The sequence below is a fragment of the Dechloromonas agitata is5 genome (assembly GCF_000519045.1).
GTDB classification, from domain to species: Bacteria; Pseudomonadota; Gammaproteobacteria; order Burkholderiales; family Rhodocyclaceae; genus Azonexus; species Azonexus agitatus.
Window position 1 is genome coordinate 1,092,422 of sequence record NZ_KI912532.1, and the last position, 25,549, is coordinate 1,117,970.

Annotated in this window: 26 protein-coding genes, 1 other RNA gene and 1 riboswitch; of the genes, 14 read left to right on the forward strand and 13 right to left on the reverse strand. The window is 62.7% G+C overall.

What is annotated here, in order from left to right; genetic code table 11:
• Window positions 1-12: 12 nt before the first annotated feature.
• Window positions 13-2,172: a TonB-dependent receptor gene (locus tag K420_RS0105455; RefSeq protein WP_027457176.1), complete on the reverse strand. Its 2,160-nt coding sequence runs from the start codon at window positions 2,170-2,172 to the stop codon at window positions 13-15.
• A 104-nt stretch (window positions 2,173-2,276) separates the two neighbouring features.
• Window positions 2,277-2,484, reverse strand: a riboswitch (cobalamin riboswitch).
• 115 nt (window positions 2,485-2,599) lie between these two features.
• On the opposite strand from K420_RS0105455, the gene K420_RS0105460 reads away from it, so the two are divergent.
• The 5 genes from K420_RS0105460 to K420_RS0105475 all read left to right on the forward strand — a co-directional run bounded on the left by K420_RS0105460 (window position 2,600) and on the right by K420_RS0105475 (window position 4,688).
• Window positions 2,600-2,797 carry a hypothetical protein gene (locus tag K420_RS0105460; RefSeq protein WP_027457177.1) on the forward strand — a complete coding sequence of 66 codons (198 nt, stop codon included), beginning with the start codon at window positions 2,600-2,602 and terminating at the stop codon, window positions 2,795-2,797.
• 1 nt (window position 2,798) lies between these two features.
• Window positions 2,799-3,134 (forward strand): cell division protein ZapA, encoded by a 336-nt coding sequence (locus K420_RS0105465; protein WP_027457178.1) that lies wholly within the window; start codon window positions 2,799-2,801, stop codon window positions 3,132-3,134.
• Between the two features lie 32 nt (window positions 3,135-3,166).
• Window positions 3,167-3,347: non-coding RNA, 6S RNA (ssrS, locus tag K420_RS20040), on the forward strand.
• Window positions 3,348-3,418: 71 nt separating this feature from the next.
• Entirely contained in the window at window positions 3,419-3,877 is a 459-nt protein-coding gene (locus K420_RS0105470; protein ID WP_232422736.1) for an EVE domain-containing protein, read from the forward strand.
• A gap of 4 nt (window positions 3,878-3,881) precedes the next feature.
• The gene (locus K420_RS0105475) at window positions 3,882-4,688 is read left to right on the forward strand and encodes a sulfite exporter TauE/SafE family protein (RefSeq protein ID WP_027457180.1); all 807 of its coding nucleotides are present in this window, start codon (window positions 3,882-3,884) and stop codon (window positions 4,686-4,688) included.
• On the opposite strand, the gene K420_RS0105480 is transcribed toward K420_RS0105475, so the two are convergent.
• Entirely contained in the window at window positions 4,689-5,465 is a 777-nt protein-coding gene (locus K420_RS0105480) for an enoyl-CoA hydratase/isomerase family protein (protein WP_027457181.1), read from the reverse strand.
• 218 nt (window positions 5,466-5,683) lie between these two features.
• On the opposite strand from K420_RS0105480, the gene K420_RS0105485 reads away from it, so the two are divergent.
• The 4 genes from K420_RS0105485 to K420_RS0105500 all read left to right on the forward strand — a co-directional run bounded on the left by K420_RS0105485 (window position 5,684) and on the right by K420_RS0105500 (window position 9,618).
• Window positions 5,684-6,004 carry a DUF485 domain-containing protein gene (locus K420_RS0105485; RefSeq protein WP_198293804.1) on the forward strand — a complete coding sequence of 107 codons (321 nt, stop codon included), beginning with the start codon at window positions 5,684-5,686 and terminating at the stop codon, window positions 6,002-6,004.
• Window positions 6,004-7,668: a cation acetate symporter gene (locus tag K420_RS0105490; RefSeq protein WP_027457183.1), complete on the forward strand. Its 1,665-nt coding sequence runs from the start codon at window positions 6,004-6,006 to the stop codon at window positions 7,666-7,668. Before K420_RS0105485 ends, K420_RS0105490 begins: the two co-directional genes overlap by 1 nt.
• A 170-nt stretch (window positions 7,669-7,838) precedes the next feature.
• Window positions 7,839-8,357: a PAS domain-containing protein gene (locus tag K420_RS0105495; protein WP_027457184.1), complete on the forward strand. Its 519-nt coding sequence runs from the start codon at window positions 7,839-7,841 to the stop codon at window positions 8,355-8,357.
• On the forward strand, window positions 8,332-9,618 hold the full coding sequence (locus K420_RS0105500) for a methyl-accepting chemotaxis protein (RefSeq protein WP_027457185.1): 1,287 nt from the start codon (window positions 8,332-8,334) through the stop codon (window positions 9,616-9,618). The genes K420_RS0105495 and K420_RS0105500 overlap by 26 nt, the downstream gene beginning before the upstream one ends.
• 6 nt (window positions 9,619-9,624) lie before the next feature.
• On the opposite strand, the gene K420_RS0105505 is transcribed toward K420_RS0105500, so the two are convergent.
• Window positions 9,625-10,317, reverse strand: a complete 693-nt coding sequence (locus K420_RS0105505; protein WP_408605861.1) for a GntR family transcriptional regulator — start codon at window positions 10,315-10,317, stop codon at window positions 9,625-9,627.
• A gap of 138 nt (window positions 10,318-10,455) precedes the next feature.
• On the opposite strand from K420_RS0105505, the gene scpA reads away from it, so the two are divergent.
• The 4 genes from scpA to accC are packed head-to-tail and all read left to right on the forward strand — an operon-like array spanning window position 10,456 to window position 17,210.
• The gene (gene scpA / locus K420_RS0105510) at window positions 10,456-12,606 is read left to right on the forward strand and encodes a methylmalonyl-CoA mutase (protein ID WP_027457187.1); all 2,151 of its coding nucleotides are present in this window, start codon (window positions 10,456-10,458) and stop codon (window positions 12,604-12,606) included.
• Window positions 12,607-12,612: 6 nt separating this feature from the next.
• Window positions 12,613-13,626 carry a methylmalonyl Co-A mutase-associated GTPase MeaB gene (meaB, locus tag K420_RS0105515; RefSeq protein ID WP_051452968.1) on the forward strand — a complete coding sequence of 338 codons (1,014 nt, stop codon included), beginning with the start codon at window positions 12,613-12,615 and terminating at the stop codon, window positions 13,624-13,626.
• Window positions 13,627-13,649: 23 nt separating this feature from the next.
• Window positions 13,650-15,185, forward strand: a complete 1,536-nt coding sequence (locus K420_RS0105520) for an acyl-CoA carboxylase subunit beta (protein ID WP_027457189.1) — start codon at window positions 13,650-13,652, stop codon at window positions 15,183-15,185.
• 21 nt (window positions 15,186-15,206) lie between these two features.
• Entirely contained in the window at window positions 15,207-17,210 is a 2,004-nt protein-coding gene (gene accC / locus K420_RS0105525) for an acetyl-CoA carboxylase biotin carboxylase subunit (RefSeq protein ID WP_027457190.1), read from the forward strand.
• A 62-nt stretch (window positions 17,211-17,272) separates the two neighbouring features.
• Here the strand turns inward: accC and K420_RS0105530 are convergent, their stop codons facing one another.
• A complete protein-coding gene (locus tag K420_RS0105530) occupies window positions 17,273-18,808 on the reverse strand; it encodes a hypothetical protein (protein ID WP_157275021.1) in 1,536 nt (511 codons plus the stop codon).
• A 29-nt stretch (window positions 18,809-18,837) separates the two neighbouring features.
• Here K420_RS0105530 and K420_RS0105535 point away from each other — a divergent pair, with 29 nt between their 5' ends.
• Window positions 18,838-19,101 carry a hypothetical protein gene (locus K420_RS0105535; protein ID WP_027457192.1) on the forward strand — a complete coding sequence of 88 codons (264 nt, stop codon included), beginning with the start codon at window positions 18,838-18,840 and terminating at the stop codon, window positions 19,099-19,101.
• Here the strand turns inward: K420_RS0105535 and napF are convergent.
• From napF to ccmB, 9 genes are read right to left on the reverse strand one after another with little or no spacing between them, the layout of a single operon-like run.
• Complete coding sequence (gene napF, locus K420_RS0105540) at window positions 19,079-19,570, reverse strand: ferredoxin-type protein NapF (protein WP_027457193.1); 492 nt, start codon at window positions 19,568-19,570, stop codon at window positions 19,079-19,081. The two genes, K420_RS0105535 and napF, sit on opposite strands and share 23 nt — an antisense overlap.
• Window positions 19,571-19,580: 10 nt before the next feature.
• Entirely contained in the window at window positions 19,581-20,420 is an 840-nt protein-coding gene (gene ccmI, locus K420_RS0105545) for a c-type cytochrome biogenesis protein CcmI (protein ID WP_027457194.1), read from the reverse strand.
• Window positions 20,417-20,899 carry a cytochrome c-type biogenesis protein gene (locus K420_RS0105550; protein WP_027457195.1) on the reverse strand — a complete coding sequence of 161 codons (483 nt, stop codon included), beginning with the start codon at window positions 20,897-20,899 and terminating at the stop codon, window positions 20,417-20,419. Before K420_RS0105550 ends, ccmI begins: the two co-directional genes overlap by 4 nt.
• Window positions 20,896-21,480 carry a DsbE family thiol:disulfide interchange protein gene (locus K420_RS0105555; RefSeq protein WP_027457196.1) on the reverse strand — a complete coding sequence of 195 codons (585 nt, stop codon included), beginning with the start codon at window positions 21,478-21,480 and terminating at the stop codon, window positions 20,896-20,898. Before K420_RS0105555 ends, K420_RS0105550 begins: the two co-directional genes overlap by 4 nt.
• Window positions 21,477-23,465 carry a heme lyase CcmF/NrfE family subunit gene (locus K420_RS0105560; RefSeq protein ID WP_027457197.1) on the reverse strand — a complete coding sequence of 663 codons (1,989 nt, stop codon included), beginning with the start codon at window positions 23,463-23,465 and terminating at the stop codon, window positions 21,477-21,479. The genes K420_RS0105555 and K420_RS0105560 overlap by 4 nt, the downstream gene beginning before the upstream one ends.
• Window positions 23,466-23,467: 2 nt before the next feature.
• Window positions 23,468-23,953, reverse strand: coding sequence for a cytochrome c maturation protein CcmE (gene ccmE / locus K420_RS0105565; protein WP_027457198.1), 486 nt, complete (start codon window positions 23,951-23,953; stop codon window positions 23,468-23,470).
• Window positions 23,950-24,138, reverse strand: coding sequence for a heme exporter protein CcmD (gene ccmD / locus K420_RS0105570; RefSeq protein WP_035854550.1), 189 nt, complete (start codon window positions 24,136-24,138; stop codon window positions 23,950-23,952). The genes ccmE and ccmD overlap by 4 nt, the downstream gene beginning before the upstream one ends.
• Window positions 24,135-24,881, reverse strand: coding sequence for a heme ABC transporter permease CcmC (ccmC, locus tag K420_RS0105575; protein ID WP_027457200.1), 747 nt, complete (start codon window positions 24,879-24,881; stop codon window positions 24,135-24,137). Before ccmC ends, ccmD begins: the two co-directional genes overlap by 4 nt.
• Window positions 24,878-25,546, reverse strand: coding sequence for a heme exporter protein CcmB (gene ccmB, locus K420_RS0105580; RefSeq protein ID WP_027457201.1), 669 nt, complete (start codon window positions 25,544-25,546; stop codon window positions 24,878-24,880). The genes ccmC and ccmB overlap by 4 nt, the downstream gene beginning before the upstream one ends.
• Window positions 25,547-25,549 lie beyond the last annotated feature (3 nt).

A 25,549-nucleotide genomic window follows, 5' to 3' on the forward strand; every position in this document is an offset into this window, starting at 1 on the left:
ATAGCTTTCCTGTCAGTAGTTGTAGGCCAGCGAAGCGAACCAGGCGCGGCCCGGGGCGGCGTAGTACGAGAAGTACTCCCGGTCGAGCAGGTTGCTGACGGCCAGTGAGGCGGTCAGGGTCTTGTCGAAGCGGTAGCTCAGCTTGCTGTCGACGACGAAATAGGCGTCGTAGGCCTTGTAGACACCGATGGCGCCATCGGCATTGGTATCGTCGGAATACTGCTTGCTGGCATAGCGCCCACTGGTGGATAGCAGCCAGTTGCCTTGGCGTGTTTCGAAGCCAACGCTGGCCTGCTTTTCCGGCAGACCGGTCAGGCGCTTGCCGACTGATGTGGGAGAGGCACTGTTCTCCAGCATTTCACTGTGCGTGTAGGTCAGGTTGGCGAAGACGCGGTTGTCGGCATCAAAGCGGTGCGTGACGCTGAGCGTGACTCCGTTGGTCCGTGCCTTGCCGGCGTTGATGCGCAGGCGGACATCCTTGCCGCCGGGGCCGGGTTTGCGCGGGCCGAGGTAGATCAGATTGTCGATTTCGTTATGGAAATAGGTGGTGCGGATTTCGCCGCCATTCCAGGCGCGCCAGTCGGCGCCGACTTCCCAGGATTTGACGGTTTCCGGTTCCAGTGTCGGGTTGGCGCTGATGTTGTAGGTGGATAAAGACGAACTGCGATACAGGTCATACACCGTCGGGGCGTGGAAAGCCTTGCCGGCCGAAGTGCGTAGCGTGAAGGCATCAGTCACGCGCCACGAGGCCCCAAGCTTGGGGCTCCAGGCCGCTGCCGTGCGTTCGGCATGGCTGTAGATGCCCGACGGGTCTGTGCTCTGGCCATTGGCGTTGAGCCAGTGGTCGTAGCGCAGGCCGCCCTGCACGGTCAGGCGCGGTGTGATCTGCCAGTTATCCTGCAGGTAGGCGCCATGCAGGGACATTTTGCCGGAGGCGGTGGAATACAGGCCGGTTTTCGATTCCGGGTTGCCCCAGTTGCTCAGGGTGTAGTCCTTGGTGTCGGCCGAGTCCTGACGGTAGGCGTAGCCGATGGTCAGGTCATGGGTGCCGAGCGAGGCGTTCCAGTAGGTGTCGAAGGTGGTCGATTCCGATGGGCTGTCGCTGATCCGGCCCGGGCCGCCAAAGGCTGTGCCGGTGGTGGCGATGATGAAGGAGTTGGTCGTCACCTCGGTGTGGCTGGCCAGTACGTTCAACTGGCCGAGGCCCAGCTTGGTGTCGAAACCGGCATGGAACAACTGGCGGCTGTAGTTGCTGTCGCCGCCGGCGAAGGAAGCGCTATAGACCAGGGCGCCGGTGGTGTTGTTGCGTACGAAGGATTGCGGTGCCGCGTAACCGTAGTGGTAGTCCTGCAGCAGCCAGCCGGCGCGCCAGGTGGTGTCGGTGCTGATCCGCTGTTCCAGCTTCAGCGAGGCACCGTGCTCGCGCCAGGTGTTGTCGCCCTTCTGGCCGAGCAGGAAGGTGCCGGCGCCCAACTCCGTGCTGATCGGAATGGCGCCGTTGGAGTTGGCCGGGCGGCTGCCGGTGACCCATTCGCTGCGGTAGCCGTTGGTTTGCGCCCAGTTTCCGGTGAAGCGGATGGCCAAGCCGTTTTCCAGGCGGGTGCCGGCATGGACGTAGGCTTTCTGCACATCGGCCGGCGCCTTGCCCGATTCGAAGGCCTCGCCATAGCCGACACTGAAGCCGAATTCGCTGCGGGTTGGCATGCGGGTGACGAAATTGACCACACCACCCATCGCATTGCCACCGTACAGCGAAGACATCGGGCCGAACAGGATTTCCGCCTGCTGGATCGATTCGGTCGGGATGCCGCCGAGCAGCACGCTGCCGGCGTAGCCGTCGGTCATCGGGATGCCGTCGAGCAAAACGAGGGCGCGGCGATCGCTGGGAATGCCGCGCAGCGCTAAGCCTGGCGCAGTTTGCAACGGACCCTTGCCGGGGGCGACGAAAACACCGGCAGTACTGTTGACGATGTCGGTCAGGCGGTCGGTTTGTCGTGCCTCGATTTCCTTGCGGCCGATGACGACCGTTTCCCCGGTTGCGTGTTCGAGCAGCAAGGGGCCTCGGTTGGCGGTGACGACGACGGGTTCCAGTGTTTGCTGGCCAAGAGCCGCCATCGGCTGACCGACAGCGGCGATCAGGCCCAGGGTGATGGGCCGTAGATGGATTTTCATTGATTTTCCCCTCCTGGCAGGCGTCCCCGCATGCCGGAATGCATCGAAAAGGATGTGCGAGGGAGGGGCTGGTCGCTGGAACCGGCGCCACCACCCCGTGGCACTTCCACTTTGCGTTCCAGGCCGGTATCCGGGCTTGCAAGTCTTGACGTATCGCCTTCCCAGGTTGTCACCCAGTGGCTGTGTGATACGCCCGCACTTGCTTACCGTTGCGGGGGCAGCAGCGGAATGGTCTGTGGGGCAGACGCACCGCTTTCCCGTTTAACTGCGCTTGGAGAATCCGTACGCAGCACCTGAGACGGCGCGCATTCTACAGGTAAACATGCTGCACTGCATCAGGCAGGCATTGGACAAGTGCTATAAACCACTTTCAGAATAAAGGCTTAGTCCTTGACCATGCGGCATTTTTGCCACTATAGTGCGCCCCATGAATGTCGAACTCGAAGCCCTTGAAACCAAGATCGAACAGGCGGTCGCGCTGATTCAGCAGTTGCGTGCCGAGAACGAGGTTTTGAGAAACCAGATGGTCGCGGCCGAGGCCGAGCGGCTGCATCTGCGCCAGACGATGACGGCCGCCCGCGAGCGTCTCGAAGGCCTGATGGACAAGATTCCCGAGGATGCCTGAGATGAGCGCCGAGCCGAATTTCCTCGACGTCAAGATCATGGGTCGCGAATACCGCGTGGCCTGTTCGCCGGAAGAGCGCGACGCGCTGGTGGCTGCCGTCGACCTGGTCGACGGCAAGATGCGCGAAATTGCCCAGCGCACCAAGAACACCATTGCCGAGCGGGTTGCCGTGATGGCCGCGCTGAACATTGCTCACGAGCATCTGTCGGCCGCCGGCAATGCGCCGCAAAAAGAGTTCGTCGAGGCGGTTGATACTTCCGAAACGAAGCGTAGAATCGGTGACATGGGAGCGCGGCTGGATGCCGTGCTGGCCCCTCAGCAGCAACTGGATATCTAACCGGAAGTTGTTGGGTGGCCTGGCCCGACCAGTGTTCCCTGCGGTGTTTGTTAAGGCCATACATTCCTTGAACCAATGCTGATTGGCATCGGTTGCGGACCGTTGAAACCGCTGTTGTGCGTGCTCCTTGTCGAGCATGCCTGATGCGGGAGGAAAGCAGCCACTCTGAACCTCGGTTCAGGATGCCGGCCTGACGGCACTCGCGGGGACCAAACTCAACGGGTGGCAGATTCGTCTGCCGCCCGTTTCCTTTTTTGGCGAGGCGGTCAATGCAATACTGGTTGATGAAATCGGAGCCGGACGAGGTGTCGATCGATGACCTCGAAAGACAGGGCGCGGTGCCATGGTTCGGCGTGCGCAACTACCAGGCGCGCAATTTCATGCGCGATGCGATGCAGGTTGGCGATCTGGCCTTCTTCTATCATTCCGGCTGCGCCACGCCGGGTATCGCCGGGATATGCGCGGTCTGCTCCGAACCTTATCCCGATGCAACCCAGTTCGAGCCGGCCAGTCCCTATCACGACCCGAAATCGCTGCCGGACAAGCCCCGCTGGCTGCTGCGCGACGTCCGCTTCGTGCGGAAAACGCCTTTCCTGCCGCTGGGTGAACTGCGTCGCCATTCTGAACTTGCTACCATGCGCCTCCTGGCGCCCGGCAACCGCTTGTCGATTACGCCGGTAACGCCCGGGGAGTGGGCTTTCATCGCCGGGCAACTGCTCGGCATCGACGATTTCGAGAGGTAAGACGATGGGTTTTGAGTGGTTGCTGGCCTACCTGGTGCTGGGCGCCTTCGTCGGGTTCTTCGCCGGGCTGCTCGGCGTGGGCGGCGGCGGCATCATGGTGCCGGTCCTGACGACGATGTTCGCGGCACAGGGTTTTCCGCGCGAGCAAATGGTGCATCTGGCCCTCGGTACGTCGATGGCGGCCATCGTGCTGACCTCGATTTCCAGCCTGCGCGCCCATCATGCGCATGGCGCCGTGCGCTGGGATATCGTCAAGGGCATCGCGCCGGGCGTGCTGTTCGGAACCTTTGCCGGTACCTTCATCGCCGCCTCGGCCCCGACCCGGCCGTTGGCCATTTTCTTTGGCTGCTTCATGGCCTATGTGTCGGTGCAGATGATCCTCAACGTCAAGCCGAAGCCTTCGCGCGAATTGCCCGGCGCCGGGGGGCTGGCCGGCGTCGGGGCAGGGATCGGCGTGATTTCGGCGCTGGTCGCGATCGGGGGCGGCTCGCTGTCGGTGCCCTTCATGACCTGGTGCAACGTCAGGATGCAGAACGCGATCGGCACCTCCGCCGCCATCGGTCTGCCGATCGCGCTGGCCGGCGCCGCCGGCTACCTGATCAATGGCTGGGGCAGTGCCGGTTTGCCGGACGGGTCACTGGGCTATGTCTTCGTGCCGGCTCTCGTTTTGATCAGTGTGGTTTCCTTCTTTACCGCGCCGCTCGGTGCCCGGTTGGCGCATCGCCTGCCGGTCGCGACCCTGAAAAAAATCTTCGCCGGGGTCTTGATCCTGCTCTCGGCGAAGATGCTGCATACGGTGTTTGGCAGTTGATCAGCGTGCCTTGAATACCGGTTTGCGCTTCTCCAGGAAGGCGCTCAGTCCTTCCTTGTAGTCCTCGGTGTCAAGGAAGGCGAAGGAGTCGGCCCTTTCCTGTTCGCTCAGCGGCCGCCCGTCGAGCAGGCGGCGTATCCACTGCTTGTGCCAGCCGGCGACCAGCGGCGCGCCGCTGCAGATGCGCCGAGCCGTGGCGTAGGCTTCGTCTTCGACCTGTTCGTCCCCGACGACGCGGGTCAGGAGGCCCTTTTCGTAGGCCTCGCGGGCGTTCAGGATGCGCCCTTCGAGCAGGATCTCCTTGATCACCGCCGGCCCGGCCAGGCGCAAGAGGCCTTCCATCTCGCCGGGGTACATCGAAAAGCCGAGCTTGTTGATCGGTGCGCCGAAGCGGGTGCTTTCGCCGGCGATGCGCAGGTCGCAGACGCCGGCAATCTCCAGGCCGCCGCCAATGCAGGCGCCCTTGATCAGGGCAACCGTCGGGTGCGGGCAGTCGGCGATGGCGTTGAGCGCCCTGGCGACTTCGCCGTGGTAGTGCAGTGCCTGGTCCAGCGTTGCCCGTGCGGTGACGAATTCCTCCAGATCGCCGCCGGCGGCAAATGCCGCGTCGCCGGCACCGCGGATGACGACGCAGCGAATCGCATCGTCTTTGGCCAGGCGCTGCATGCTGGCTGCCAGTTGCTGCCACATCGCGAGGTCGATGGCGTTGAGCTTGTCCGGGTTGTTCAGGGTCAGGGTGGCGATTTCCCCATTGGTGCTGCAGTCGACCGTGGCCATCGGTAAGTCCGTCATGTAAAAAAACGGAATTATCCTGGAAATTAGCAGTGATTGGCCGACGGGGCCTTGCAAATCGCTGCTTTTCCAGAGACATCCCATGGCTTGAAGGGGGCTGGGCGGATAGGCAATTTACGAATGCGAAATCCGTGTCCCGACGTCTTATATAAGATATAATATTGAATGCTGTATTCGTAATTATTAATTAGGGGAGAATAGCCATGAGCAGCGCGATGTATAAGCGAATGCGGGCCAATCCGAAGTTTCAGGAGCTGGTGGCTCGTCGCGGCCGGTTTGCCTGGACCTTGGCGGCCATTGTTCTGACCATGTTCTACGGTTTCGTGATGGTGGTCGCCTTCAATCCGCAGTCGCTCGGCCAGCCGGTGAGCGAAGGATCGAGGTTGACGGTCGGCGTGGCCGTCGAACTTTTCATGTTCATCTTCTTCTGGGCGCTGACGGCGGTTTACGTCAAGCGCGCCAACGGTGAATTCGATGCCCTGACCCAGGAAATCGTCAAGGAAGCCTGGAAGGAGAACAAATAATGCTGCGCAAGCTGATTACCTCGCTGGGCCTCCTCGGCTTCAGCGCCCTGGCCTTCGCGGCCGATGCCGTCGCCCAGACGGAGAAGCAGGCGACCAACTGGCACGCCATCATCATGTTCTGCATCTTCGTGGCGCTGACCATGGGGATCACGTACTGGGCGGCCAGCCGCACCAAGTCGACGGCTGATTTCTACACCGCCGGTGGTGGTATCACCGGTTTTCAGAACGGCCTCGCCATTGCGGGTGACTACATGTCTGCCGCCACCCTGCTCGGGCTGACCGCCATGGTGTATACCCAGGGCTACGATGGTTACATCTACATGCTGTGCTTCTTTGCCGGCTGGCCGATCATCCTGTTCCTGATGGCCGAACGCTTGCGCAACCTGGGCAAGTTCACCTTCTCCGACATCACCGCCTATCGCCTCGACCAGGGCAAGGTGCGCACGATGGCTGCGATCTCCTCGCTGACCGTCGTCTGCTTCTACCTGATCGCCCAGATGGTTGGTGCCGGCCAGCTGATCAAGCTGCTTTTCGGCCTGGAGTACAACGTCGCCATCTTCGCCGTCGGCATTCTGATGATGGTGTACGTGACCTTCGGCGGCATGGTCGCCACGACTTGGGTGCAGATTATCAAGGCCTGCATGCTGCTGTCGGGGGGTACGCTGGTCATGGTGCTGGCGATGAGCGAGTTCGGTTTCTCCTTCGCCAATTTGCTGGAAAAGGCCACGGCCGTTCATAAGCTGGGCGACAAGCTGATGTATCCGGGCGCCCTGCTCAAGGATCCGGTCACCGCGATCTCCCTCGGCCTCGGCCTGATGTTCGGCACGGCGGGTCTGCCGCACATCCTGATGCGCTTCTTTACCGTGACCGACGCCAAGGAAGCCCGCAAGTCGGTGCTTTACGCTTCCGGTTTCGTTGCCTACTTCTTCAACGTGATCTTCCTGATGGGCCTTGCCGGCATCCTGATCGTCGGCCAGAACCCGGAGTTCTTCGAAGGGGGCACTGTTGGTGCCAAGCTGATCGGTGGTGGCAACATGGTCGCCATGCACCTGGCCAAGGCGGTCGGCGGTAACATGCTGCTCGGCTTCCTGGCTGCCGTGGCGTTCGCCACCATCCTGGCCGTCGTGTCGGGTCTGGCGCTGGCAGGTGCTTCTGCCATCTCGCACGACCTCTACGCCCGCGTCATCATGAAGGGGCAGGCTTCGGAAGCGGCTGAAATCCGTGTTTCCAAGATTGCCACCATCTGTCTCGGCGCCGTCGCCATCGTGCTCGGCATCCTCTTCGAGAAGCAGAACATCGCCTTCATGGTCGGCCTGGCTTTCGGTGTCGCCGCGGCCGCCAACTTCCCGGTTCTGATCCTCTCGATGTACTGGAAGGGGCTGACCACCAAGGGCGCTCTGTGGGGCGGTTACGGTGGCCTGATTTCCGCCGTATTGTTCGTGCTCTTCTCGAAGTCGGTGTGGGTGGACGTGCTGGGCAATGCCGCGCCGCTCTTCCCCTACACCCAGCCGGCCCTGTTCGCCATGCCGGTTGCCTTCCTGCTCGCCTACATCATGTCGAAGAGCGACTCGAGCGTCGCAGCCAGCCAGGAAATCGAGGCTTTCGACGACCAGTACGTCCGCGCCCAGACGGGTTACGGCGCTGCTTCGGCCAGCAATCACTGATCGCTGTCTACCCCGGCGAATCCCGGTAATCGGGGTTCGCCGGAAGCACGCTGCAATCCCCGCCCCGCCTTACGCCGGGCGGGGATTTTTATTTACTGGCCGACAAAGGCATCCGTCCGGTTTTGAATAAATACTATTTGTAGTAAATTTGTCCGGCTTCGGAGGTATTTATGAAAAGAGCGATCCAGCCAACCCGGGTCGAACGCAGGATGCGGGAGGACGATTTCATCGTCTCCAAGACCAATCCCAAGGGCATCATCACCTACGGCAACCCGATCTTCATCGAGTTTTCCGGTTATGCCGAGGAAGAATTGCTCGGTTCGCAACACAACATCATCCGTCATCCGGACATGCCGCGTGCTGCCTTCAAGCTGGCCTGGGACACCATCCAGTCGGGAAAGGAATTCTTCGGCTACATCAAGAACATGTCGAAGGATGGTGGCTTCTACTGGGTTTTCACCCACATTACCCCCGACTTCGACACGGCTGGCCAGATCGTCGGCTATACCTCCGTTCGTCGTTGTCCGAAGGGGGGAGCCATTGCCAAGATCGAGCCGGTTTACCAGGCCATGCTGGCTGCCGAGCATGCGGCCGGGGCGCGTTCGGCGATCGAGGCGGGCACTGCCGTCCTGGTCGATGTCCTGAAAAAGTCGGAAATGAGCTATGAACAACTCGTCTTTGCCCTTTAGCCGCAAACTGTTGCTCGCCCTGTTGCTGGCGGCCGCAGCCGGCCTGGCCTTTGTTGCACCCTGGGGTGTGATGCTTGCCGTTGGGGGGGCTCTCCTTCTCCTGTTCTGGCCGGTGTCTCGATCGAGCAGCGAGTTGGCCCGGGTGGACGCCCTGCTGCAGCAGACGGGGGCCGGTCAACTGGTCAGTCGTCTGCCGCAAGCCATGCGAGATCCGACCCTGGAGTCGATCCGGGTGAACCTGAATTCGGTTCTCGACCAGACCGAAACGGCTTTTCGGGAAATTCTCGGTGGCCTGCAAGCGTCGACGGAAGGTAATACCGAGCGTCGCCTTCAGCTGCCCGGGTTGCACGGTACTTTCCGCACGGTTCTCGAGCGCATGCAGCTGATTCTCGATCGCTTGGCCGAAGCCCAGGAGTCGGTCGCCCGGGAGGCATTGTTGTCGCGCATATTCCTGCGTTCCGAGCGCGGTCTGTCGATGGCAATCGAACATGTCCAACACGCACTCGGCGATGTCGGCAGCAGTTCGCGCGTGTCGCGCGAACTGGCCAGCGCGTTCGGGACCTCGGCGAGCACGATGTCGGATGCGGCGCAGCGCATGTCCGAAGCCCTGGGGGGGGCGGAACTGGCGGCTGAGGGCGGGGTGCATGCCATGGCCGACCTCGATGCCAAAGCTGCCGATATTCGTGCCCTGACCAGCCGGATCGACGGGGTCGCCAAGCAGACCAACCTGCTCGCCCTCAATGCCGCCATTGAGGCGGCACGGGCCGGTGAGGCTGGCCGCGGTTTTGCCGTGGTCGCCGACGAGGTGCGCAAACTGGCAGATCAGGCACAACGCTCAGCCGAGGAGATCGCAGCTGCCGTGTCGGCGATCGGTGGTTCGCTGGTGTCGGCCACCGGACAGATGCAGGAATTGAAGGCGTCAGTGGCTGCCGCCCGCCAGACCGCCGGAGAGTTCAGCGGCGAATTGGCCAGTTCGGCCACGTCGGCCAGCCAGGTGTGCGAGTTGGTATCGACCATCGAAAACGGGGCTCAATCGATGGATGCCTCGATGCAACTGGTTTCCACCGCGCAACGGGCGCGGGCCGATGTGACCGCGATCCTGCACGGCGAGAACATCAACGTCTCGTCCTTGTCGGATATGGAGCAGGAGGCGGCCCGCATTGCGCGCTCGCGCAAATGGGTCAAAGGCAGTGCCGACCGCGAGGCCCTGGTGGCGATTTACGACCGGCTCTTCGCCAATATCGAAAGCCAGATGCGCTGAGCGGCGTCAGGCGGCCTTGGCCGCCTTGGCGTCCATCCTGGCGAGGGCCTCGCGGCCGGACAGCAGGTGGTCATGCATCAGCTTTTCGGCCTTGCCAGCATCGCTGGTGGCCAGGGCGGCCATGATCAGGCGGTGCTCGTCGAGCGATTGCTGCAGACGGCCCTCGAGCGACAGGGAGTGCAGGCGTGACAGCTTGAGTACCTTGCGCAGATCCTGGATGACCGACAGCAGCCAACGGTTGCCCGACAACTCCTGGATCTTCTTGTGGAATTCCTGGTTCGCCTCGAAGAAGGCATCGATCCGTCCATCGCGTGCTGCCGCTTCAAGGCGGCCGTGGATGTCTTGCAGGGCGACGATGTCGGCAGGCTTGGCATTCTTCACCGCCTCGGCGGCGCAGCGGCCTTCCAGCATGGCCATCAGTGGGAAGATGTCGTCGAGGTCCTGGCGCGAAATTTCCGTGACGTAGCAACCGCGGCGTGGTCGCAGTTCGACCAGTCCTTCGGAGGCGAGTACCTTCAGGGCTTCGCGTAGCGGAGTCCGCGAAATGCCGTACTGTTCGGCGAGCTTTTGTTCGTCGATCCAGGTGCCCGGGGGCAGTTCATGCGCGAAGATGCGTTGCCGGAGTCGCTCGGCGACTTCCTGGTAAAGCGCGGTGGGTGCAATGCGGTTCATGGTCTCGTTCTTGGTGTGGCGAGGCATCAGTTCTTTGCTGACTTGCCTCCATAATTATGGATAAAGTATTATGTAGGGCTTGGTATGTCAAGCTCGGTCCAAAAGCGTAGAATTTTGAATTCTGCATCATCGGCCGCAAAAAATCGAATTGTCGAGGGGTGTGTCATGTCTGAAAAGTTCTTTGATTCCAATAACCTGGATGCCTGGGAAAAGGTCGCGGCCAAGCAATCCCCGGGTGGCGATGTCAACAATCTGGTCTGGAACACCCCGGAAGGCCTGGCCGTCAAGGCGCTGTATACAAAGAAGGATGTCGAGAATCTCGCGTTCGCCGATACCCTGCCCGGTGTTGCTCCATATTTGCGCGGGCCGCAGCCGACCATGTACGCCGTCAAGCCGTGGACCATCCGCCAGTATGCCGGCTTCTCCACCGCCGAAGCCTCCAATGCCTTCTACCGCAAGGCGCTGGCCGCCGGCGGCCAGGGCGTGTCGGTTGCCTTCGACCTGGCGACGCACCGTGGCTATGACTCCGACAATCCCCGTGTCGTCGGTGACGTCGGCAAGGCCGGCGTGGCGATCGACTCGGTTGAGGACATGAAGATCCTGTTCGATGGCATCCCGCTCGACAAGATCTCCGTCTCGATGACCATGAACGGCGCCGTGCTGCCGATCCTCGCCGGCTACATCGTTGCTGCCGAAGAGCAGGGCGTGAAGCAGGAGCAGTTGTCCGGCACGATCCAGAACGACATCCTCAAAGAGTTCATGGTGCGGAACACCTATATTTATCCGCCCAAGCCGTCGATGAAGATCATTGCCGACATCTTCAGCTACACGGCACAGAACATGCCGAAGTTCAACTCGATCTCGATTTCGGGTTATCACATCCAGGAAGCCGGTGCCAACCAGGCCATCGAACTGGCCTTCACGCTGGCCGACGGCATGGAATATGTGCGCACCGGCATCGCTTCCGGCATGGACGTCGACACCTTCGCCGGCCGCCTGTCCTTCTTCTGGGCGGTGGGCATGAACTTCTATCTCGAAATTGCCAAGATGCGCGCCGCCCGCCTCCTGTGGCACCGCATCATGTCCGGTTTCGGCGCCAAGAACGCCAAGTCGATGATGCTGCGCACCCACTCGCAGACCTCGGGCTGGTCGCTGACCGAGCAGGATCCGTACAACAACGTCGTGCGTACCACCATCGAAGCGATGGCGGCCGTTTTCGGCGGCACCCAGTCGCTGCACACCAACGCGCTCGACGAGGCCATCGCGCTGCCGACCGAGTTCTCGGCCCGCATCGCCCGCAACACCCAACTGATCATTCAGGAAGAAACCCACATCACCAACGTGATCGATCCGTGGGCCGGCTCCTACATGATGGAAAAGCTGACCCAGGACATGGCCGACAAGGCCTGGGGCATCATCCAGGAAATCGAAGCGATGGGCGGCATGACCAAGGCGGTCGAGTCCGGCTGGGCCAAGATGCAGGTCGAGACTTGTGCCGCCGACAAGCAGGCGCGCATCGACTCGGGCAAGGACGTCATCGTCGGCGTCAACAAGTACAAGTTGGCCAAGGAAGATCCGATCGAGATTCTCGACATCGACAACCACGCAGTCCGCGAAGCCCAGATCGCCCGCCTGAAGAACATCCGCGCCACGCGTGACACGGCTGCCGTCAACGCTGCACTCGACGCGCTGACCAAGGCTGCCGAGACCGGCGAAGGCAACCTGCTCGACCTGACCGTCAAGGCGATTCGCCTGCGCGCCACGGTCGGCGAGGTGTCGGATGCGCTGGAAAAGATCTTCGGCCGCTTCCGCGCCAACAACCAGACCATTTCGGGTGTTTACGGAGGCGTCGTGGAAGGTCAGGAAAGCTGGGAAGAGATCAAGGCTGCTGTTGCCAAGTTCGCCGAAGAAGAAGGCCGCCGTCCGCGCATCATGATTGCCAAGCTGGGTCAGGATGGCCATGACCGGGGGGCCAAGGTGGTCGCAACCGCTTACGCCGACCTCGGTTTCGACATCGACATGGGCCCGCTCTTCCAGACCCCGGAAGAAGCTGCCCGTCAGGCCATCGAGAACGACGTCCATGCCATCGGTTGTTCGTCGCTGGCGGCCGGCCACAAGACCCTGGTACCGCAGATCATCCAGTGCCTGAAGGAGCAGGGCGCCGACGATATCATCGTCTTCGCCGGTGGCGTCATTCCGGCACAGGATTACGATGCCCTGTATGCGGCGGGCGCCAAGGCCATCTTCGGCCCGGGCACCCGCATCGAGGATTCCGCCCGTAAGGTGCTGGAAGAAATCAAGAAGGCGCGTGGCTAAAACCGGATGAAGCTGGACGACGCTCCGGTGCGCGCCAATCTCCTGTCCGAGGCTGACCGGCAACTGGTCGACGGCGTATTGGCCGGCCAGCGCCGGTCGCTGGCCAAGGCCATCACGCTGATCGAGTCCACGCGGGCCGATCATCAGCAGCGCGCGCAGCAGGTGCTGACCGCGCTGTTGCCCAAGACCGGCAACGCGATTCGTATCGGTATTTCCGGTGTGCCGGGGGCGGGCAAGTCCACGTTCATTGAAGCACTCGGCGTCTGGCTGATCGAGCAGGGCAAGAAGCTGGCCGTGCTGGCCATCGACCCATCGTCATCGGTCACTGGCGGCTCCATCCTCGGCGACAAGACGCGCATGGAATTGCTGAGTCAGCGCGAAGAGGCGTTCATCCGCCCCAGCCCGTCCGCCGGTTCGCTGGGCGGCGTCGCCGAGAAGACGCGGGAAGCCATGCTGCTCTGCGAGGCGGCCGGCTACGATGTGATCATCATCGAGACGGTCGGCGTTGGCCAGTCGGAGACGACGGTAGCCGGCATGGTCGACATGTTCTGCCTGCTGCAGTTGCCGAATGCCGGGGACGACCTGCAGGCGATCAAGAAGGGTATCGTCGAGATCGCCGACCTGGTCGTCATCAACAAGGCAGATATCGACAAGCAGGCGACGGCCGTGGTCCGTGCCCAGTGGCGCAACGCGCTGCACATGCTGCGTCCGGCATCGAAGAACTGGTCCCCGCCGGTCATCGCGTTGTCGGCCTTGCACAAGGAGGGCATCGTCGATTTCTGGGAACAGGTCGAGAAATACCAGTCCGCCCTGAAGCCGACGGGTGAATTCGCCGCCAAGCGCCAGCACCAGTCATTGGCCTGGATGTGGCAGTTGATCGACTCCGGCCTGCGCCAGCATTTCCGTCAGCATCCCCGCGTGCAGGAGAACCTGCCTGCACTCACCCGATCCGTCGAGGAAGGGCATACGACCCCGGCTGCCGCCGCGTATGCGCTGCTCGACTACCTGAAACACCAATAGTCGTAACTCAGAGGGAGTTTTTTATGCACGACATCATCCGCCAGCTGGAAAAAAAGCGTGAACTGGCCCGCCTCGGCGGTGGCCAGAAGCGTATCGACAGCCAGCACAAGAAGGGCAAGCTGACCGCCCGCGAGCGTATCGAACTGCTGCTCGATCCGGGTTCGTTCGAAGAATGGGACATGTTCAAGGAACACCGCTGCGTCGACTTCGGCATGGACCAGGCGGAAAAGACCCCGGGCGATGGCGTTGTCGTCGGTTATGGCACCATCAATGGCCGTCTGGTCTTCGTTTTCTCGCAGGATTTCACCGTTTTCGGCGGCTCGCTGTCGGAAACCCACGCCGAGAAGATCTGCAAGGTGATGGATCAGGCGATGAAGGTCGGCGCCCCGGTCATCGGCCTGAACGATTCGGGCGGCGCCCGTATCCAGGAAGGTGTCGCCTCGCTCGGCGGTTACGCCGACGTGTTCCAGCGCAACGTGATGGCCTCCGGCGTCGTGCCGCAGATCTCGATGATCATGGGCCCCTGCGCCGGCGGCGCGGTGTATAGCCCGTCGATGACCGATTTCATCTTCATGGTCAAGGATTCGTCCTACATGTTCGTGACCGGTCCGGAAGTGGTCAAGACGGTGACCCACGAGGACGTCACCGCCGAGGAACTGGGCGGTGCGGTGACCCACACCAGCAAGTCCGGTGTCGCCGACCTGGCCTTCGAGAACGACGTCGAGGCGCTGTCGATGCTGCGCCGCTTCATGAACTTCGTGCCGTCCAACAACAAGGAAAAGCCGCCGGTCACGCCGACCAACGATCCGGTCGACCGTTTCGACTATTCGCTCGACACGCTGGTCCCGGACAACGCCAACAAGCCGTACGACATGAAGGAGCTGATCATCAAGGTCGTCGATGACAGCGACTTCTTCGAACTGCAGGCCGACTACGCCAAGAACATCATCATCGGTTTCGGCCGCATGGACGGCCATCCGGTCGGCATCGTCGCCAACCAGCCGCTGGTGCTGGCCGGCTGTCTGGACATCAAGTCCTCGATCAAGGCCGCCCGCTTCGTCCGCTTCTGCGACGCCTTCAATATCCCGGTCGTCACCTTCGTCGACGTGCCGGGCTTCATGCCGGGTACCGCCCAGGAATACGGCGGCATCATCAAGCACGGCGCCAAGCTGCTCTACGCCTACGCCGAATGCACTGTCCCCAAGGTCACCGTGATTACCCGCAAGGCCTACGGCGGCGCGTATGACGTGATGTCGTCCAAGCACCTGCGCGGTGACGTCAACCTGGCCTGGCCGTCGGCGGAAATCGCCGTCATGGGCCCGAAGGGCGCCGTGGAAATCATCTTCCGCGAAGAAAAGAGCAACCCGGAAAAGCTGGCCGAGCGCGAAGCCGAGTACAAGGAAAAGTTTGCCAACCCGTTCGTGGCCGGTGCCCGCGGCTTCATCGACGACGTCATCATGCCACATGCCACCCGCAAGCGGATCGCCCGTTCGCTGGCCATGCTGCGCGACAAGAAACTCGACAATCCGTGGCGCAAGCACGGCAACATCCCGCTGTAAGCGTCAGGGAGGATTAGATAAATGTTCAAGAAGATTCTGATTGCCAATCGCGGTGAAATTGCCTGCCGCGTCATCAAGACCGCCCGCAAGATGGGCATCGCGACCGTCGCCGTCTATTCCGAGGCCGACAAGGACGCCCTGCACGTCGATCTGGCGGACGAAGCCGTCTGTATCGGCCCGGCTGCCTCGAAAGAGTCCTACCTGGTCATGGACAAGATCATCGCCGCCTGCAAGCAGACCGGCGCCGAGGCGGTTCACCCGGGTTACGGCTTCCTGTCCGAGAACGCCGAGTTCTCGCGTCGCCTGGAAGAGGAAGGCATCAAGTTCATTGGTCCGAAGCACTACTCCGTGGCCAAGATGGGCGACAAGATCGAGTCCAAGAAGCTGGCCATCGAAGCCAAGGTTAACACCATTCCCGGCTACAACGATGCCATCGCCGGCCCGGCCGAAGCGGTCGAGATCGCCAAGAAGATCGGTTACCCGGTCATGATCAAGGCTTCCGCCGGCGGCGGCGGCAAGGGTCTGCGCGTCGCCTACAACGATGCCGAAGCCTTCGAAGGCTTCTCCTCCTGCGTCAACGAAGCCCGCAACTCTTTCGGTGACGACCGCGTCTTCATCGAAAAGTACGTGCTGGAACCGCGCCACATCGAAATCCAGGTGCTCGGCGATTCGCACGGCAACTACGTGTACCTGAACGAGCGTGACTGCTCGATCCAGCGCCGACACCAGAAGGTCATCGAAGAGGCACCGAGCCCCTTCGTCGATCCGGAAATGCGCAAGGCGATGGGCGAACAGGCCGTGGCCCTGGCCCGTGCCGTGAATTACGAATCGGCCGGCACGGTCGAGTTCGTCGTTTCCGGTGCGACCAAGGAGTTCTACTTCCTGGAAATGAACACCCGCCTGCAGGTCGAACACCCGGTCACCGAACTGATCACCGGCCTCGACCTGGTCGAGCAGATGATCCGTGTTGCCTACGGCGAAAAGCTGCCGCTGACCCAGGCCGATGTGCAGATCAACGGCTGGGCCATGGAGTGCCGGATCAACGCCGAAGACCCTTTCCGCGGTTTCCTGCCTTCCACCGGCCGCCTGGTCAAGTTCCAGCCGCCGAAGGAAATCCCGGGTCAGGTCCGCGTCGATACCGGTGTCTACGACGGCGGCGAGATCTCGATGTTCTACGACTCGATGATCGCCAAGCTGATCGTGCACGGTGCCACCCGTGAGCAGGCCATCGCCCGCATGCGCGATGCGTTGAACGGTTTTGTCATCCGCGGCATCTCCTCGAACATCCCGTTCCAGGCCGCGCTGATGCAGCACCCGGTCTTCCATTCCGGCATCTTCGACACCGGTTTCATCCCCAAGCATTATCCGACCGGCTTTGATGCCTCGATGGTGCCGCATGACGATCCGGCCCTGCTGGTTTCCGTCGCCGCCTACGTCTACCGCGCCTACACCGACCGTTCGGCTTCGGTGAGCGGTCAGTTGCAAGGGCACGAGCGCATCGTCGGCGACCAGTGGATGGTCGTTCGCCTGAACAAGGAAGGCAACGAGCATCACGAAGTGACGGCTCGTCCGATCCCGGGCGGCTATCACGTCGAGTACAAGGGCGAACAGTACGAAATCCTGTCCGACTGGAAACTGGGTGAGTCGCTGTTCAACGGCACCTGCAACGGTGAGGAATTCACGCTGCAGGTCGAGCGCCACAAGACCAAGTACAGCCTGTTCCACTGGGGCACGCGTGCCGATTTCATGGTCATGTCGGCCCGCGCTGCCGAACTGCTCGCCCTGATGCCTGAGAAGCCGGCGCCTGACCTCTCCAAGTTCCTGCTCTCCCCGATGCCGGGCCTGCTGCGCGAAATCGCCGTCCAGGTCGGTCAGGAAGTGAAGGCGGGCGAGAAGCTGGCGGTCATCGAGGCCATGAAGATGGAAAATATCCTCAAGGCCGAGCAGGACTGTAAGGTCAAGAAAATCTCCGCCGCTGTCGGCGAAAGCTTGTCGGTCGACCAGATCATCATCGAATTCGAGTGATCCTCGGCCGGGGCCGCCTTGTGCGGCCCATGCCTGACCGGGCCCGCCACATGGCGGGCTTTTTACTGCCAGTTCACCGCATAGCGGACGAAATCGACGCCACGTTCCAGCACTTCGGTCGGCAGCAAATGGCACAGTGTGCTGCCCTGGAAACTCAGCCGGGTATCGAGCCGTAAACCGGCGGCGGCCGGAACGATCAGCGAATAGTGGTCACCATCGTGCAGCAGAAAGGCGGGCGTGAGCGGCTGGTTGCGCTCCTGCGCCGGCGAGCGCACCAGGCGGCCCGCTTCGAGCGGGCCGGGATACCATTTCAGATCGGCGCTGAGTGCCCCGCTATCCAGGGTGCGCAAGCCAAGCAGGACGCCCAGTTGCGGCTGGTCGTCGCGCACGGTGGCGACGAGGCCGGGGGCAAGGCGGCGGGAGCCTTCGGCATCTGGTGGGCGTACCGCCTTGCCGTCGACCAGTGTCCAGGTCTCGCTGGGTACGGTCAGCTTCTTCACGCTGGTTGGCATGGTTGACACCCGATCGAAACCGAACAGCGCAACGCGCTGATGAGCCAGCGAGGCACTGCCGGCATCGAGCCCGCTCCCTGGGTTGAGTGCTTCGCCGGTCAGCACGTTGAAACAGTGCTCGGGGCCGAAGGCGAGCTCGATCTCACCGATTTCGGTCGATGGTGCCTCGACGTGGCTCTCCAGGCTGGATTCCAGGTCATGCAGCAGGCGGATGCAGGCACTGCCAGACAACTCGCGGCCCATCTTGAGCGATTCCGGGCTCTCGCCGGCCTGCAAGGCCAGAATGCGCTGATCGATCTTGCGCACAACCTTGCGGACCTCCAGCCAGCGCGGCAAACCTTCCGGCAGCGGGCCGTCGAACAAGGGTGAGAGATCGATGGAGTGCGCGCGGGGATCATCATCCGGTGTCTGGCGGAAGACAGCCAGTTCCCGCCAGCGGCTGATTGCCCGGTTGGCGACGGCCAGCTGTGCGGCAGACAGGCGATAGGGATCGGCCAGCCGGAGCAGGAAGGCCCAAGCCAGGTGGCCACCAATATGGGATTCTCCGAAATTCCGGAAATCCGGATCCCCGATCGGCAGACTCAGGATGGCGCTGTTTTCCGCCTGGGCGAGGACGGCGAAGAGCAATCGGTCGAGCACCGGCGGGCAGTCGCGGGCAGCCAGAAAGTGGCAATACTGGGCCATCCGGAAGGCAGTGGCGGCACGGTGCAGCGGCAAGCACTTCCCGGCCGGTGGAAAATGGGGCACCAGGCGCAGATAGGCAACGCCCAGGCGCCGCCACAGCTTCTGCGCCAGTTCGAAGGCGCGCTCGTCCTCGGGCGGCATGGGTAGCGGCTTCCGGACGTAGCGGGATTCGATGGCAATTTGGCCGGGTAGCGCTGCCGAGCGCAGCAGGTTGAGTAGTTCGAGGGTCAATCCGGGGGAGAGCATCGCCGCTTCGATGGCCTCGATCTGGCCGCCGATGGCATTCAGCATGTGCAGCGGCTGGGTTTGCGGCTGGGTCGCCAACCAGGCCCTGGCTGAGGGCAGGTCATGGAATGCCGGCTTGACGTCGCTACGGGGCTCGGGCAGCGTTAACCATTGCATGGAAACAATCTCCGGGGTAGCCGAAAAAAATGAGCGGATTCGAACATTATGATCGCGAATTACGGGATCTGGACAAGGAAATTCATCGCTATGCCGCGATCTGTGGAGTGAATCTGGCCAATCGCCACGAAATCGATGCCTGCCTGAACCAGCATCACGATACCTGGGCCGAGGACAAGGCCCGTGAATCACTGCAGGGATTGCTGATCCTGCGTATCAAGCTGGAAGCCGAAATGATCGCACTCGGCTTTACCCCGCCACCCTTGACGACTACCGCTGTGCCGGTGGCGTGATCGTGATCGCCGCGGTTGGGCAGGGCGCGACGCAGGCGCCGCAACCGGTGCATTTTTCCGGATCGATTTCCGGCAGGGGGCTGCCTCCCAGGCGGGGCAGGAACCGGATGGCACGGGGGTCGCAAAAATCGCCGCAGACGCGGCATTCGACACCCTGGTGGGGCAGGCAGTCCTCACCGATGATGGCTTTGTAGGACCAGGCCGGCTGCTCCTCGGCACGGTGCAGTGCCTTTGGCTGGCAGACCGCGACGCAGTCGCCGCAAAAGGTGCATTCCCCGGCAGCAAAATCGACGGTCGGATAACCGCCGTCGCCAGCGATCAGGATGCGGGTTGGGCAGGTCGCCAGGCAGGCGTCGCAGCGCGTGCAGCGCTCGATGAAGTCATTTTCGGGCAAGGCCCAAGGCGGCCGTTTCTCAACCCGCGGCCTTGGTCGGCCGCGAAAGAAGGCGCGGCGGGAATGGTCGACCACGCGTCGGTCCCTACTTGGCGGCCTTCATCTTCTCGATGCCACTGCGCAGCATCTGGTCGATCTCGGAGCCCGGTTCGATCTGTGGCAAAAGCGCTTCCCAGTAGGCGATGCCCTGCTTGGCGTCGCCGCGATCCATGGCGGCGGCACCCGCCAGGAAAAGGCTGTGACCATGCTTGGGATCGAGCTTCAGGGCTTTCTCGATCAACTGGGTCGGCTTGCCGGACAGGCCCTTGCCTTCGGCCATGGCGATGGTTTCGGCGTAGGCGGCCAGCAGATCGGGTTCGCCGTCGATGACCGTCTCGACGTGGCTGAAGGCCTCGACCGCGTCTGCATAGCGCCCCATCGACTTGTACGAACGGGCCAGCATCAGCCAGCCCTTGGGGTCGTCCGGGTTGGCTTTCATGCGCTCGGCCAGCTTGGCGACCATCTCGTTGATCTGCTCCGGCGTCATCTGCGGCTGGGCGGCTGCCTGCTGCGGGTCGAGGGCCCGCGGGTTGCCGAGGGTGACATAGCCGAGCACGCCCAGGATGGGGAGCAGCAGCAGAATGGCAACAGCAGTCTTGCGGGTGGGGGCATGCGAAGCCGGGGTGGTTTCTTCGACGGCTGGCTCGACTTCTTCGAGCAGGCGGCGTTGCAACTCGCGACGGGCCTGTTCGAAATCGGCTTCGGCCAGCGAGCCTTCCGCCTTCTCCCGCTCCAGCTCGGCCAGCTGGTCACGGAAGATGGCGAGGTTGGCCGTCTTGCGGTCGGCCCGTTCCTTGGGGGCACGCAGGCCGAGCCAGAGTGGCGGCAGGATGAAAGCGGCGGTGGCCAGAACAAGCAGGACGGCGAAAATGGAAAACTGGGTCATTTGTTGTCGAGTTCCTTGAGCAGCGCTTCGGCGCGGCTGGCTTCATCGGCGGAGAGTGGCTTGTCCTCGGCGGCGACGCGTTCGGCGCGGCGGCGCTGGTAGCGGACCAGAGCGATGATGCCGACGATGAGCAGAACGAGCGGTCCGCCCCAGAGCAACAGGGTGTTACCCTGCACCGGGGGCCGGTAAAGAACGAAATCGCCGTAGCGGGTAACCATGAAATCGATGATTTCCTTGTCGCTCTTGCCATCCTTGATCATGGTCCGGACTTCCCGGCGCAGGTCCTGTGCCAGTTCCGCGTTGGAGTCGGCAATGTTCTGGTTCTGGCAGACCAGGCAGCGCAGCTCTTCGGACAGCTTCTGCAGACGTTTTTCGGTGACCGGGTCGGCGGCAATGGCGGCTTCGGTGGCGCTCGAAGCGAACGCCGAGGGCAAATTCAGCGCCATGCCGAGCAGCAGGACGGCAAGCAGACGCCTCATTTGTTCAGCTCCGCGAGCAGCGGCATGATCTTCTTGCTCAGGATTTCCGGCGTGATCGGGCCGGTGTGCTTCATGCGGATGATGCCGGCCTTGTCGATGACGTAGGTTTCCGGCACGCCATAGACGCCGTAGTCGATGCCGACGCGGCCATCGAGGTCCATCACGGTCAGCTTGTACGGGTTGCCGTGCTGTGACAGCCAGCTATTGGCGCGTTCCCAGGCCAGCTTCTTCTCGTCTTCGGCCGACATCTTGCCCATGTCGAAGCCGCCGTCACCACGGACTTCCTTGTAGTTGAGGCCGATCAGCGGCACGTCCACCTTCTTCGAAAACTCGACGAGGACCGGGTGTTCCTGGCGGCAGGAGACGCACCACGAGGACCAGACGTTGAACAGCCAGACCTTGCCCTGCATGTCCTTGGGCGACAGAGTCTTGTCCGGCTCGGCCAACTGGGCCAGCGTGAAGGCCGGGGCCGGCTTGCCGACCAGCGGGGAGGGGACCTCGCGCGGGTTGAGGTTCAGCCCGACGGCGAGCAGGGCGACGAGGGCGGCGAAAGCGCCGAGGATCCAGTAATAACGGTTCATGCTTCTTGGGTTCCGGCAGGGAGATTGGCGGCAGCGCGTGCCTTGACGCGGTAGCGGCGGTCGAGCATGGCGATCAGGCCGCCGACCGACATCAGTACGCAACCGCCCCAGATCCAGTCGACGAAAGGCTTGTAATAGACACGGACGGCCCACTCACCCTCCGGTTTGTCGCGGTCGATCGGCTCGCCGAGCGAGACATAGACGTCGCGCAGCAGACCGGCGTCGATCGAGGCTTCGGTCATTGGCATGGCCGAGGAGTGGTAGTTGCGTTTCTCCGGATTCATCTTGCGGACGAACTGGCCATTGACCGCCAGATCGAAATCGCCCTGGGCAGCCACGTAGTTCGGCCCTTCTACGGCCTTCACCCCGTTGAAGGTGAAGTGGTAGCCGGCAACGTCGACCGATTCGCCGGGGGCCATCTTGACGTCCTTTTCATCCTGATAGCTGCCGACCATCGTCACGCCGACCACGAAAACGGCGACTCCGATGTGTGCCAGATGCATGCCGACGAAACTGCGTGGCTGGCTGGCGGCAGTGGCCAGGAAACCACGGCCAGCCCGCGTGTGCTGCACCCGCTCAATGAAATTGAGCAAGGCCGTGACGACGATCCAGGTGGCGAAGAAGATGCCGAGGGCAGTCATGGCATACCACTGGCCGTACAGCAACGGCAGGGCGATGGCGACGATGACACCGACGGCGAGCGCCCACTTGACGGCCTTGGCGATTTCCGGGATGGACGCCTCCTTCCAGCGGGCGAAGGGGCCGACACCCATCAGGAAGAGGATGGGACTCATCACCGGCACGAAGACCGCATTGAAGTACGGCGGGCCGACCGAGATCTTGCCAACGCCGAGTGCGTCGATCAGCAATGGGTAGAGCGTACCGAGCAGTACGGTGGCGCAGGCGACGACGAGCAGTACGTTGTTGGTGAGCAGCAGCGACTCGCGCGAGATCAGGCCGAAGCGGCCGCCGAGGCCGACCTTGGGGGCACGCGCTGCAAACAGGGTGAGCGAGGCCCCGATCACGGCGACCAGGAAGATCAGGATGAAGATGCCGCGCCGTGGATCGGTGGCAAAGGCGTGTACCGAAGTCAGCACGCCGGAACGGACGAGGAAGGTGCCGAGCAGCGACAGCGAGAAGGCGGAGATGGCGAGCAGCACCGTCCAGTTCTTGAAACTGCCGCGTTTTTCGGTGACGGCCAGCGAATGGATCAGTGCCGTCCCGATCAGCCAGGGCATGAACGAGGCGTTCTCGACCGGATCCCAGAACCACCAGCCGCCCCAGCCTAGTTCGTAGTAGGCCCACCACGAGCCCATCGCGATGCCGAGCGTCAGGAAGATCCAGGCGGCCATGGTCCACGGTCGTGACCAGCGGGCCCAGGCCGCGTCGAGCTTGCCCGACAACAGAGCGGCGATGGCAAAGGCATAGGCGACTGAGAAACCGACGTAGCCCATGTAGAGCAGCGGTGGGTGGATGACCAGGCCAGGGTCCTGGAGCAGCGGGTTGAGGTCGCGCCCCTCGGCGGCGCCAGGCAGCAGGCGCTCGAAGGGGTTGGAGGTGAGCAGGATGAAGAGCAGGAAGCCGAAACCGACCAAGCCGAGCGTGGCGAGCACCCGGGCGACCATCGTGTCGGGGAGTTCGCGCGAGAAAACCGCGACCAGGAAGGCCCACCAGGTCAGCATCAGAATCCACAGTAGCAGCGAACCTTCATGACCGCCCCAGACACCGGCGACGCGGTATTCGATGGGGAGCAGCGAATTGGAATGCTGGGCGACGTACACCACCGAGAAATCGTTGGCGACGAAGGCCTGCGTCAGGCAGGCGAAGGAGAAGGTGACCAGCATCGCCAGCGCAGTGGCGGCAGGGCGGGCGACGGCGATCCAGGCCTGGCGGTTGGTGTGGGCGCCGATCATCGGCAGGGTGCCGAGGATCAGCGAAACCAGCGCGGCGAGGATGAGGGCGAAATGGCCGAGTTCGGGAATCATGCTCAGTTACCTGTCTTGGCGGCTTCGGCCGAAGAGGGCGAGACGTGCTGGTTGGCGCTCATGCCGGCCTGCGCATCACTGACCGCCTTGGCGGCTTCCGGCGGCATGTAGTTCTCGTCGTGCTTGGCCAGCACTTCGGTCGCGACGAAGGTGCCGGCGCCATCCAGTTTGCCCTGCGCGACGGCGCCCTTGCCTTCCTTGAACAGGTCGGGAAGGATGCCCTTGTAGGCGACCGGGATGTCCTTGGCGGTATCGGTGATGACGAAGCTGATCGTCACGCCGTCGGCCTGCCGCTGGATGCTGCCTTCCTTGACCAGTCCGCCGATGCGGAACAGCTTGCCTTGTGGCGCCTTGCCGGCAGCGACCTCCGTCGGCGTGATGTACAGCGCGATGTTACTGTTCAGCGCGTTGAGGACGAGGGCGGCGATGATGCCGATGATGGCCAGGGCGCCGCCGATCAGGGCGAGTTTCTTGTGACGGGTCTTCATTCGGTGGGTGTCCTGCTTTCTGCGCGAAGCTGGCGCTTCAGACGGGCGATGGTGGTCTTTCGATTGCGGGCGACGAGGATCGGTTCCACGGCCATGATCAATGCGGTGACGCCGAAGGATCCCCAGACGTAGAAACCGTAGCCGCCCATGTGGAGGAAGTCGGCGAAGCTGTTCCAGTAGATCATTGAACGTCTCCTGCCAGTTCGGCCTTGACCCAGTCGGCGTTGCGTTCGCGTTCGAGCATGATGGTACGCACCCGCATCAGGGCGACGGCGATGGAATACATCCAGAAGCACATGGCCATCAGCAGCATGCCGTAGAGCATGGTGGTGGCCATCGACGATTTGGTGAGGTTGACGCTGGAGCCCTGGTGCAGGGTATTCCACCACTTGACCGAGAAATAGATGATCGGGATGTTGACCACGCCGACCAGCAGCAACAGGCCGCCGGCCTTGTCGGCCCGGCGCGGATCGTCGATGGCGGCGGTCAGCGCCATGTAGCCGATGTACAGGAAGAGCAGGATCAGTTCCGAAGTCAGGCGGGCGTCCCATACCCACCACGTCCCCCACATCGGCTTGCCCCACAGGGCACCGGTCCACAGCGACAGGAAGGCCATCAGCGCGCCGGTCGGCGCCAGGGCCTGCGCCATCATCCCCGACAGGCGGGTGTTGAAGGCGAGGCCGATGGCAGCCCAGAAGGCCATCACCAGGTAGATGAACATCGACATCCAGGAAGCCGGGACGTGGATGAAGATGATGCGGTAGCCCTCGCCCTGCTGGAAATCGGTCGGCGCCACCAGCATGCCGAGGTAGAGTCCGGCGATGCCGAACAGAACGGCGATGGCCGCAAAGTAGGGAATCAGCGTGCCGGCCAACGGATAGAAAGTGGCGGGCGAAGCAAATCGGTAGAGATTGAAGCGATCTTTCATTCGAGGGCGATCTTCAAGGCGGCGGCCGATGCCCAGGGGGCGAAGCCAAGTGAAGCGAAAGTCATGGCGGCCAGCAGAGACAGGTGTCCTTCCCCCCCGAGCCCGGACACTGTCGCGTCAACCGCGCCAGCGCCGAATATTAGCACCGGGATGTACAAGGGCAGAACCAGCAGCGAGAGCAGCACGCCGCCGCCGCGCAGGCCGAGGGTGAGTGCGGCACCGATGGCACCGATGCCGGACAGGGCCGGGGTGCCGAGCAGGATGGCGGCCGTCAGGACGAACAGGCCGTCACCGGTCAGGTCGAATTGCACGCCCAGTACCGGCGCGATCAGGGCCAGCGGCAGGCCGGAAACCAGCCAGTGAGCGATCACTTTCCCGGTAACCACCAGGCCGAGCGGGTGCGGGGCGAGCGCCAGTTGTTCGAGCGTGCCGTCGCGATGGTCGTCGGCGAACAGGCGAGGCAGGGACAGCATGGTGGCGAGCAGGGCGGCGACCCACAGCACGCCGGGGGCCAGCTTGCGCAGCAGGTCCGGCTCCGGGCCGATGCCGAGCGGGAACAGGCTGACCACGATGACGAAGAAGAACAGCGCCGAGACGATATCGGCCTGGCGGCGCATGGCCAGCTTGAGGTCGCGGCCGATGACGGCGAAGATGATTTTCAGCATCGC

What these genes read in the sequence shown, in the direction of transcription:
- accC (WP_027457190.1), top strand. Translation starts at nt 15,207, where the DNA reads ATGTTCAAGAAGATTCTGATTGCCAATCGCGGTGAAATTGCCTGCCGC.
- K420_RS0105520 (WP_027457189.1), top strand. Translation starts at nt 13,650, where the DNA reads ATGCACGACATCATCCGCCAGCTGGAAAAAAAGCGTGAACTGGCCCGC.
- K420_RS0105475 (WP_027457180.1), top strand. Translation starts at nt 3,882, where the DNA reads ATGGGTTTTGAGTGGTTGCTGGCCTACCTGGTGCTGGGCGCCTTCGTC.
- K420_RS0105455 (WP_027457176.1), bottom strand. Translation starts at nt 2,172, where the DNA reads ATGAAAATCCATCTACGGCCCATCACCCTGGGCCTGATCGCCGCTGTC.
- K420_RS0105505 (WP_408605861.1), bottom strand. Translation starts at nt 10,317, where the DNA reads ATGCCTCGCCACACCAAGAACGAGACCATGAACCGCATTGCACCCACC.
- K420_RS0105465 (WP_027457178.1), top strand. Translation starts at nt 2,799, where the DNA reads ATGAGCGCCGAGCCGAATTTCCTCGACGTCAAGATCATGGGTCGCGAA.
- meaB (WP_051452968.1), top strand. Translation starts at nt 12,613, where the DNA reads ATGAAGCTGGACGACGCTCCGGTGCGCGCCAATCTCCTGTCCGAGGCT.
- K420_RS0105460 (WP_027457177.1), top strand. Translation starts at nt 2,600, where the DNA reads ATGAATGTCGAACTCGAAGCCCTTGAAACCAAGATCGAACAGGCGGTC.
- K420_RS0105535 (WP_027457192.1), top strand. Translation starts at nt 18,838, where the DNA reads ATGAGCGGATTCGAACATTATGATCGCGAATTACGGGATCTGGACAAG.
- K420_RS0105555 (WP_027457196.1), bottom strand. Translation starts at nt 21,480, where the DNA reads ATGAACCGTTATTACTGGATCCTCGGCGCTTTCGCCGCCCTCGTCGCC.
- K420_RS0105490 (WP_027457183.1), top strand. Translation starts at nt 6,004, where the DNA reads ATGCTGCGCAAGCTGATTACCTCGCTGGGCCTCCTCGGCTTCAGCGCC.
- K420_RS0105500 (WP_027457185.1), top strand. Translation starts at nt 8,332, where the DNA reads ATGAACAACTCGTCTTTGCCCTTTAGCCGCAAACTGTTGCTCGCCCTG.
- ccmI (WP_027457194.1), bottom strand. Translation starts at nt 20,420, where the DNA reads ATGACCCAGTTTTCCATTTTCGCCGTCCTGCTTGTTCTGGCCACCGCC.
- ccmB (WP_027457201.1), bottom strand. Translation starts at nt 25,546, where the DNA reads ATGCTGAAAATCATCTTCGCCGTCATCGGCCGCGACCTCAAGCTGGCC.
- ccmE (WP_027457198.1), bottom strand. Translation starts at nt 23,953, where the DNA reads ATGAAGACCCGTCACAAGAAACTCGCCCTGATCGGCGGCGCCCTGGCC.
- K420_RS0105560 (WP_027457197.1), bottom strand. Translation starts at nt 23,465, where the DNA reads ATGATTCCCGAACTCGGCCATTTCGCCCTCATCCTCGCCGCGCTGGTT.
- K420_RS0105550 (WP_027457195.1), bottom strand. Translation starts at nt 20,899, where the DNA reads ATGAGGCGTCTGCTTGCCGTCCTGCTGCTCGGCATGGCGCTGAATTTG.
- ccmC (WP_027457200.1), bottom strand. Translation starts at nt 24,881, where the DNA reads ATGAAAGATCGCTTCAATCTCTACCGATTTGCTTCGCCCGCCACTTTC.
- K420_RS0105470 (WP_232422736.1), top strand. Translation starts at nt 3,419, where the DNA reads ATGAAATCGGAGCCGGACGAGGTGTCGATCGATGACCTCGAAAGACAG.
- scpA (WP_027457187.1), top strand. Translation starts at nt 10,456, where the DNA reads ATGTCTGAAAAGTTCTTTGATTCCAATAACCTGGATGCCTGGGAAAAG.
- K420_RS0105530 (WP_157275021.1), bottom strand. Translation starts at nt 18,808, where the DNA reads ATGCAATGGTTAACGCTGCCCGAGCCCCGTAGCGACGTCAAGCCGGCA.
- ccmD (WP_035854550.1), bottom strand. Translation starts at nt 24,138, where the DNA reads ATGATCTACTGGAACAGCTTCGCCGACTTCCTCCACATGGGCGGCTAC.
- K420_RS0105485 (WP_198293804.1), top strand. Translation starts at nt 5,684, where the DNA reads ATGAGCAGCGCGATGTATAAGCGAATGCGGGCCAATCCGAAGTTTCAG.
- K420_RS0105480 (WP_027457181.1), bottom strand. Translation starts at nt 5,465, where the DNA reads ATGGCCACGGTCGACTGCAGCACCAATGGGGAAATCGCCACCCTGACC.
- K420_RS0105495 (WP_027457184.1), top strand. Translation starts at nt 7,839, where the DNA reads ATGAAAAGAGCGATCCAGCCAACCCGGGTCGAACGCAGGATGCGGGAG.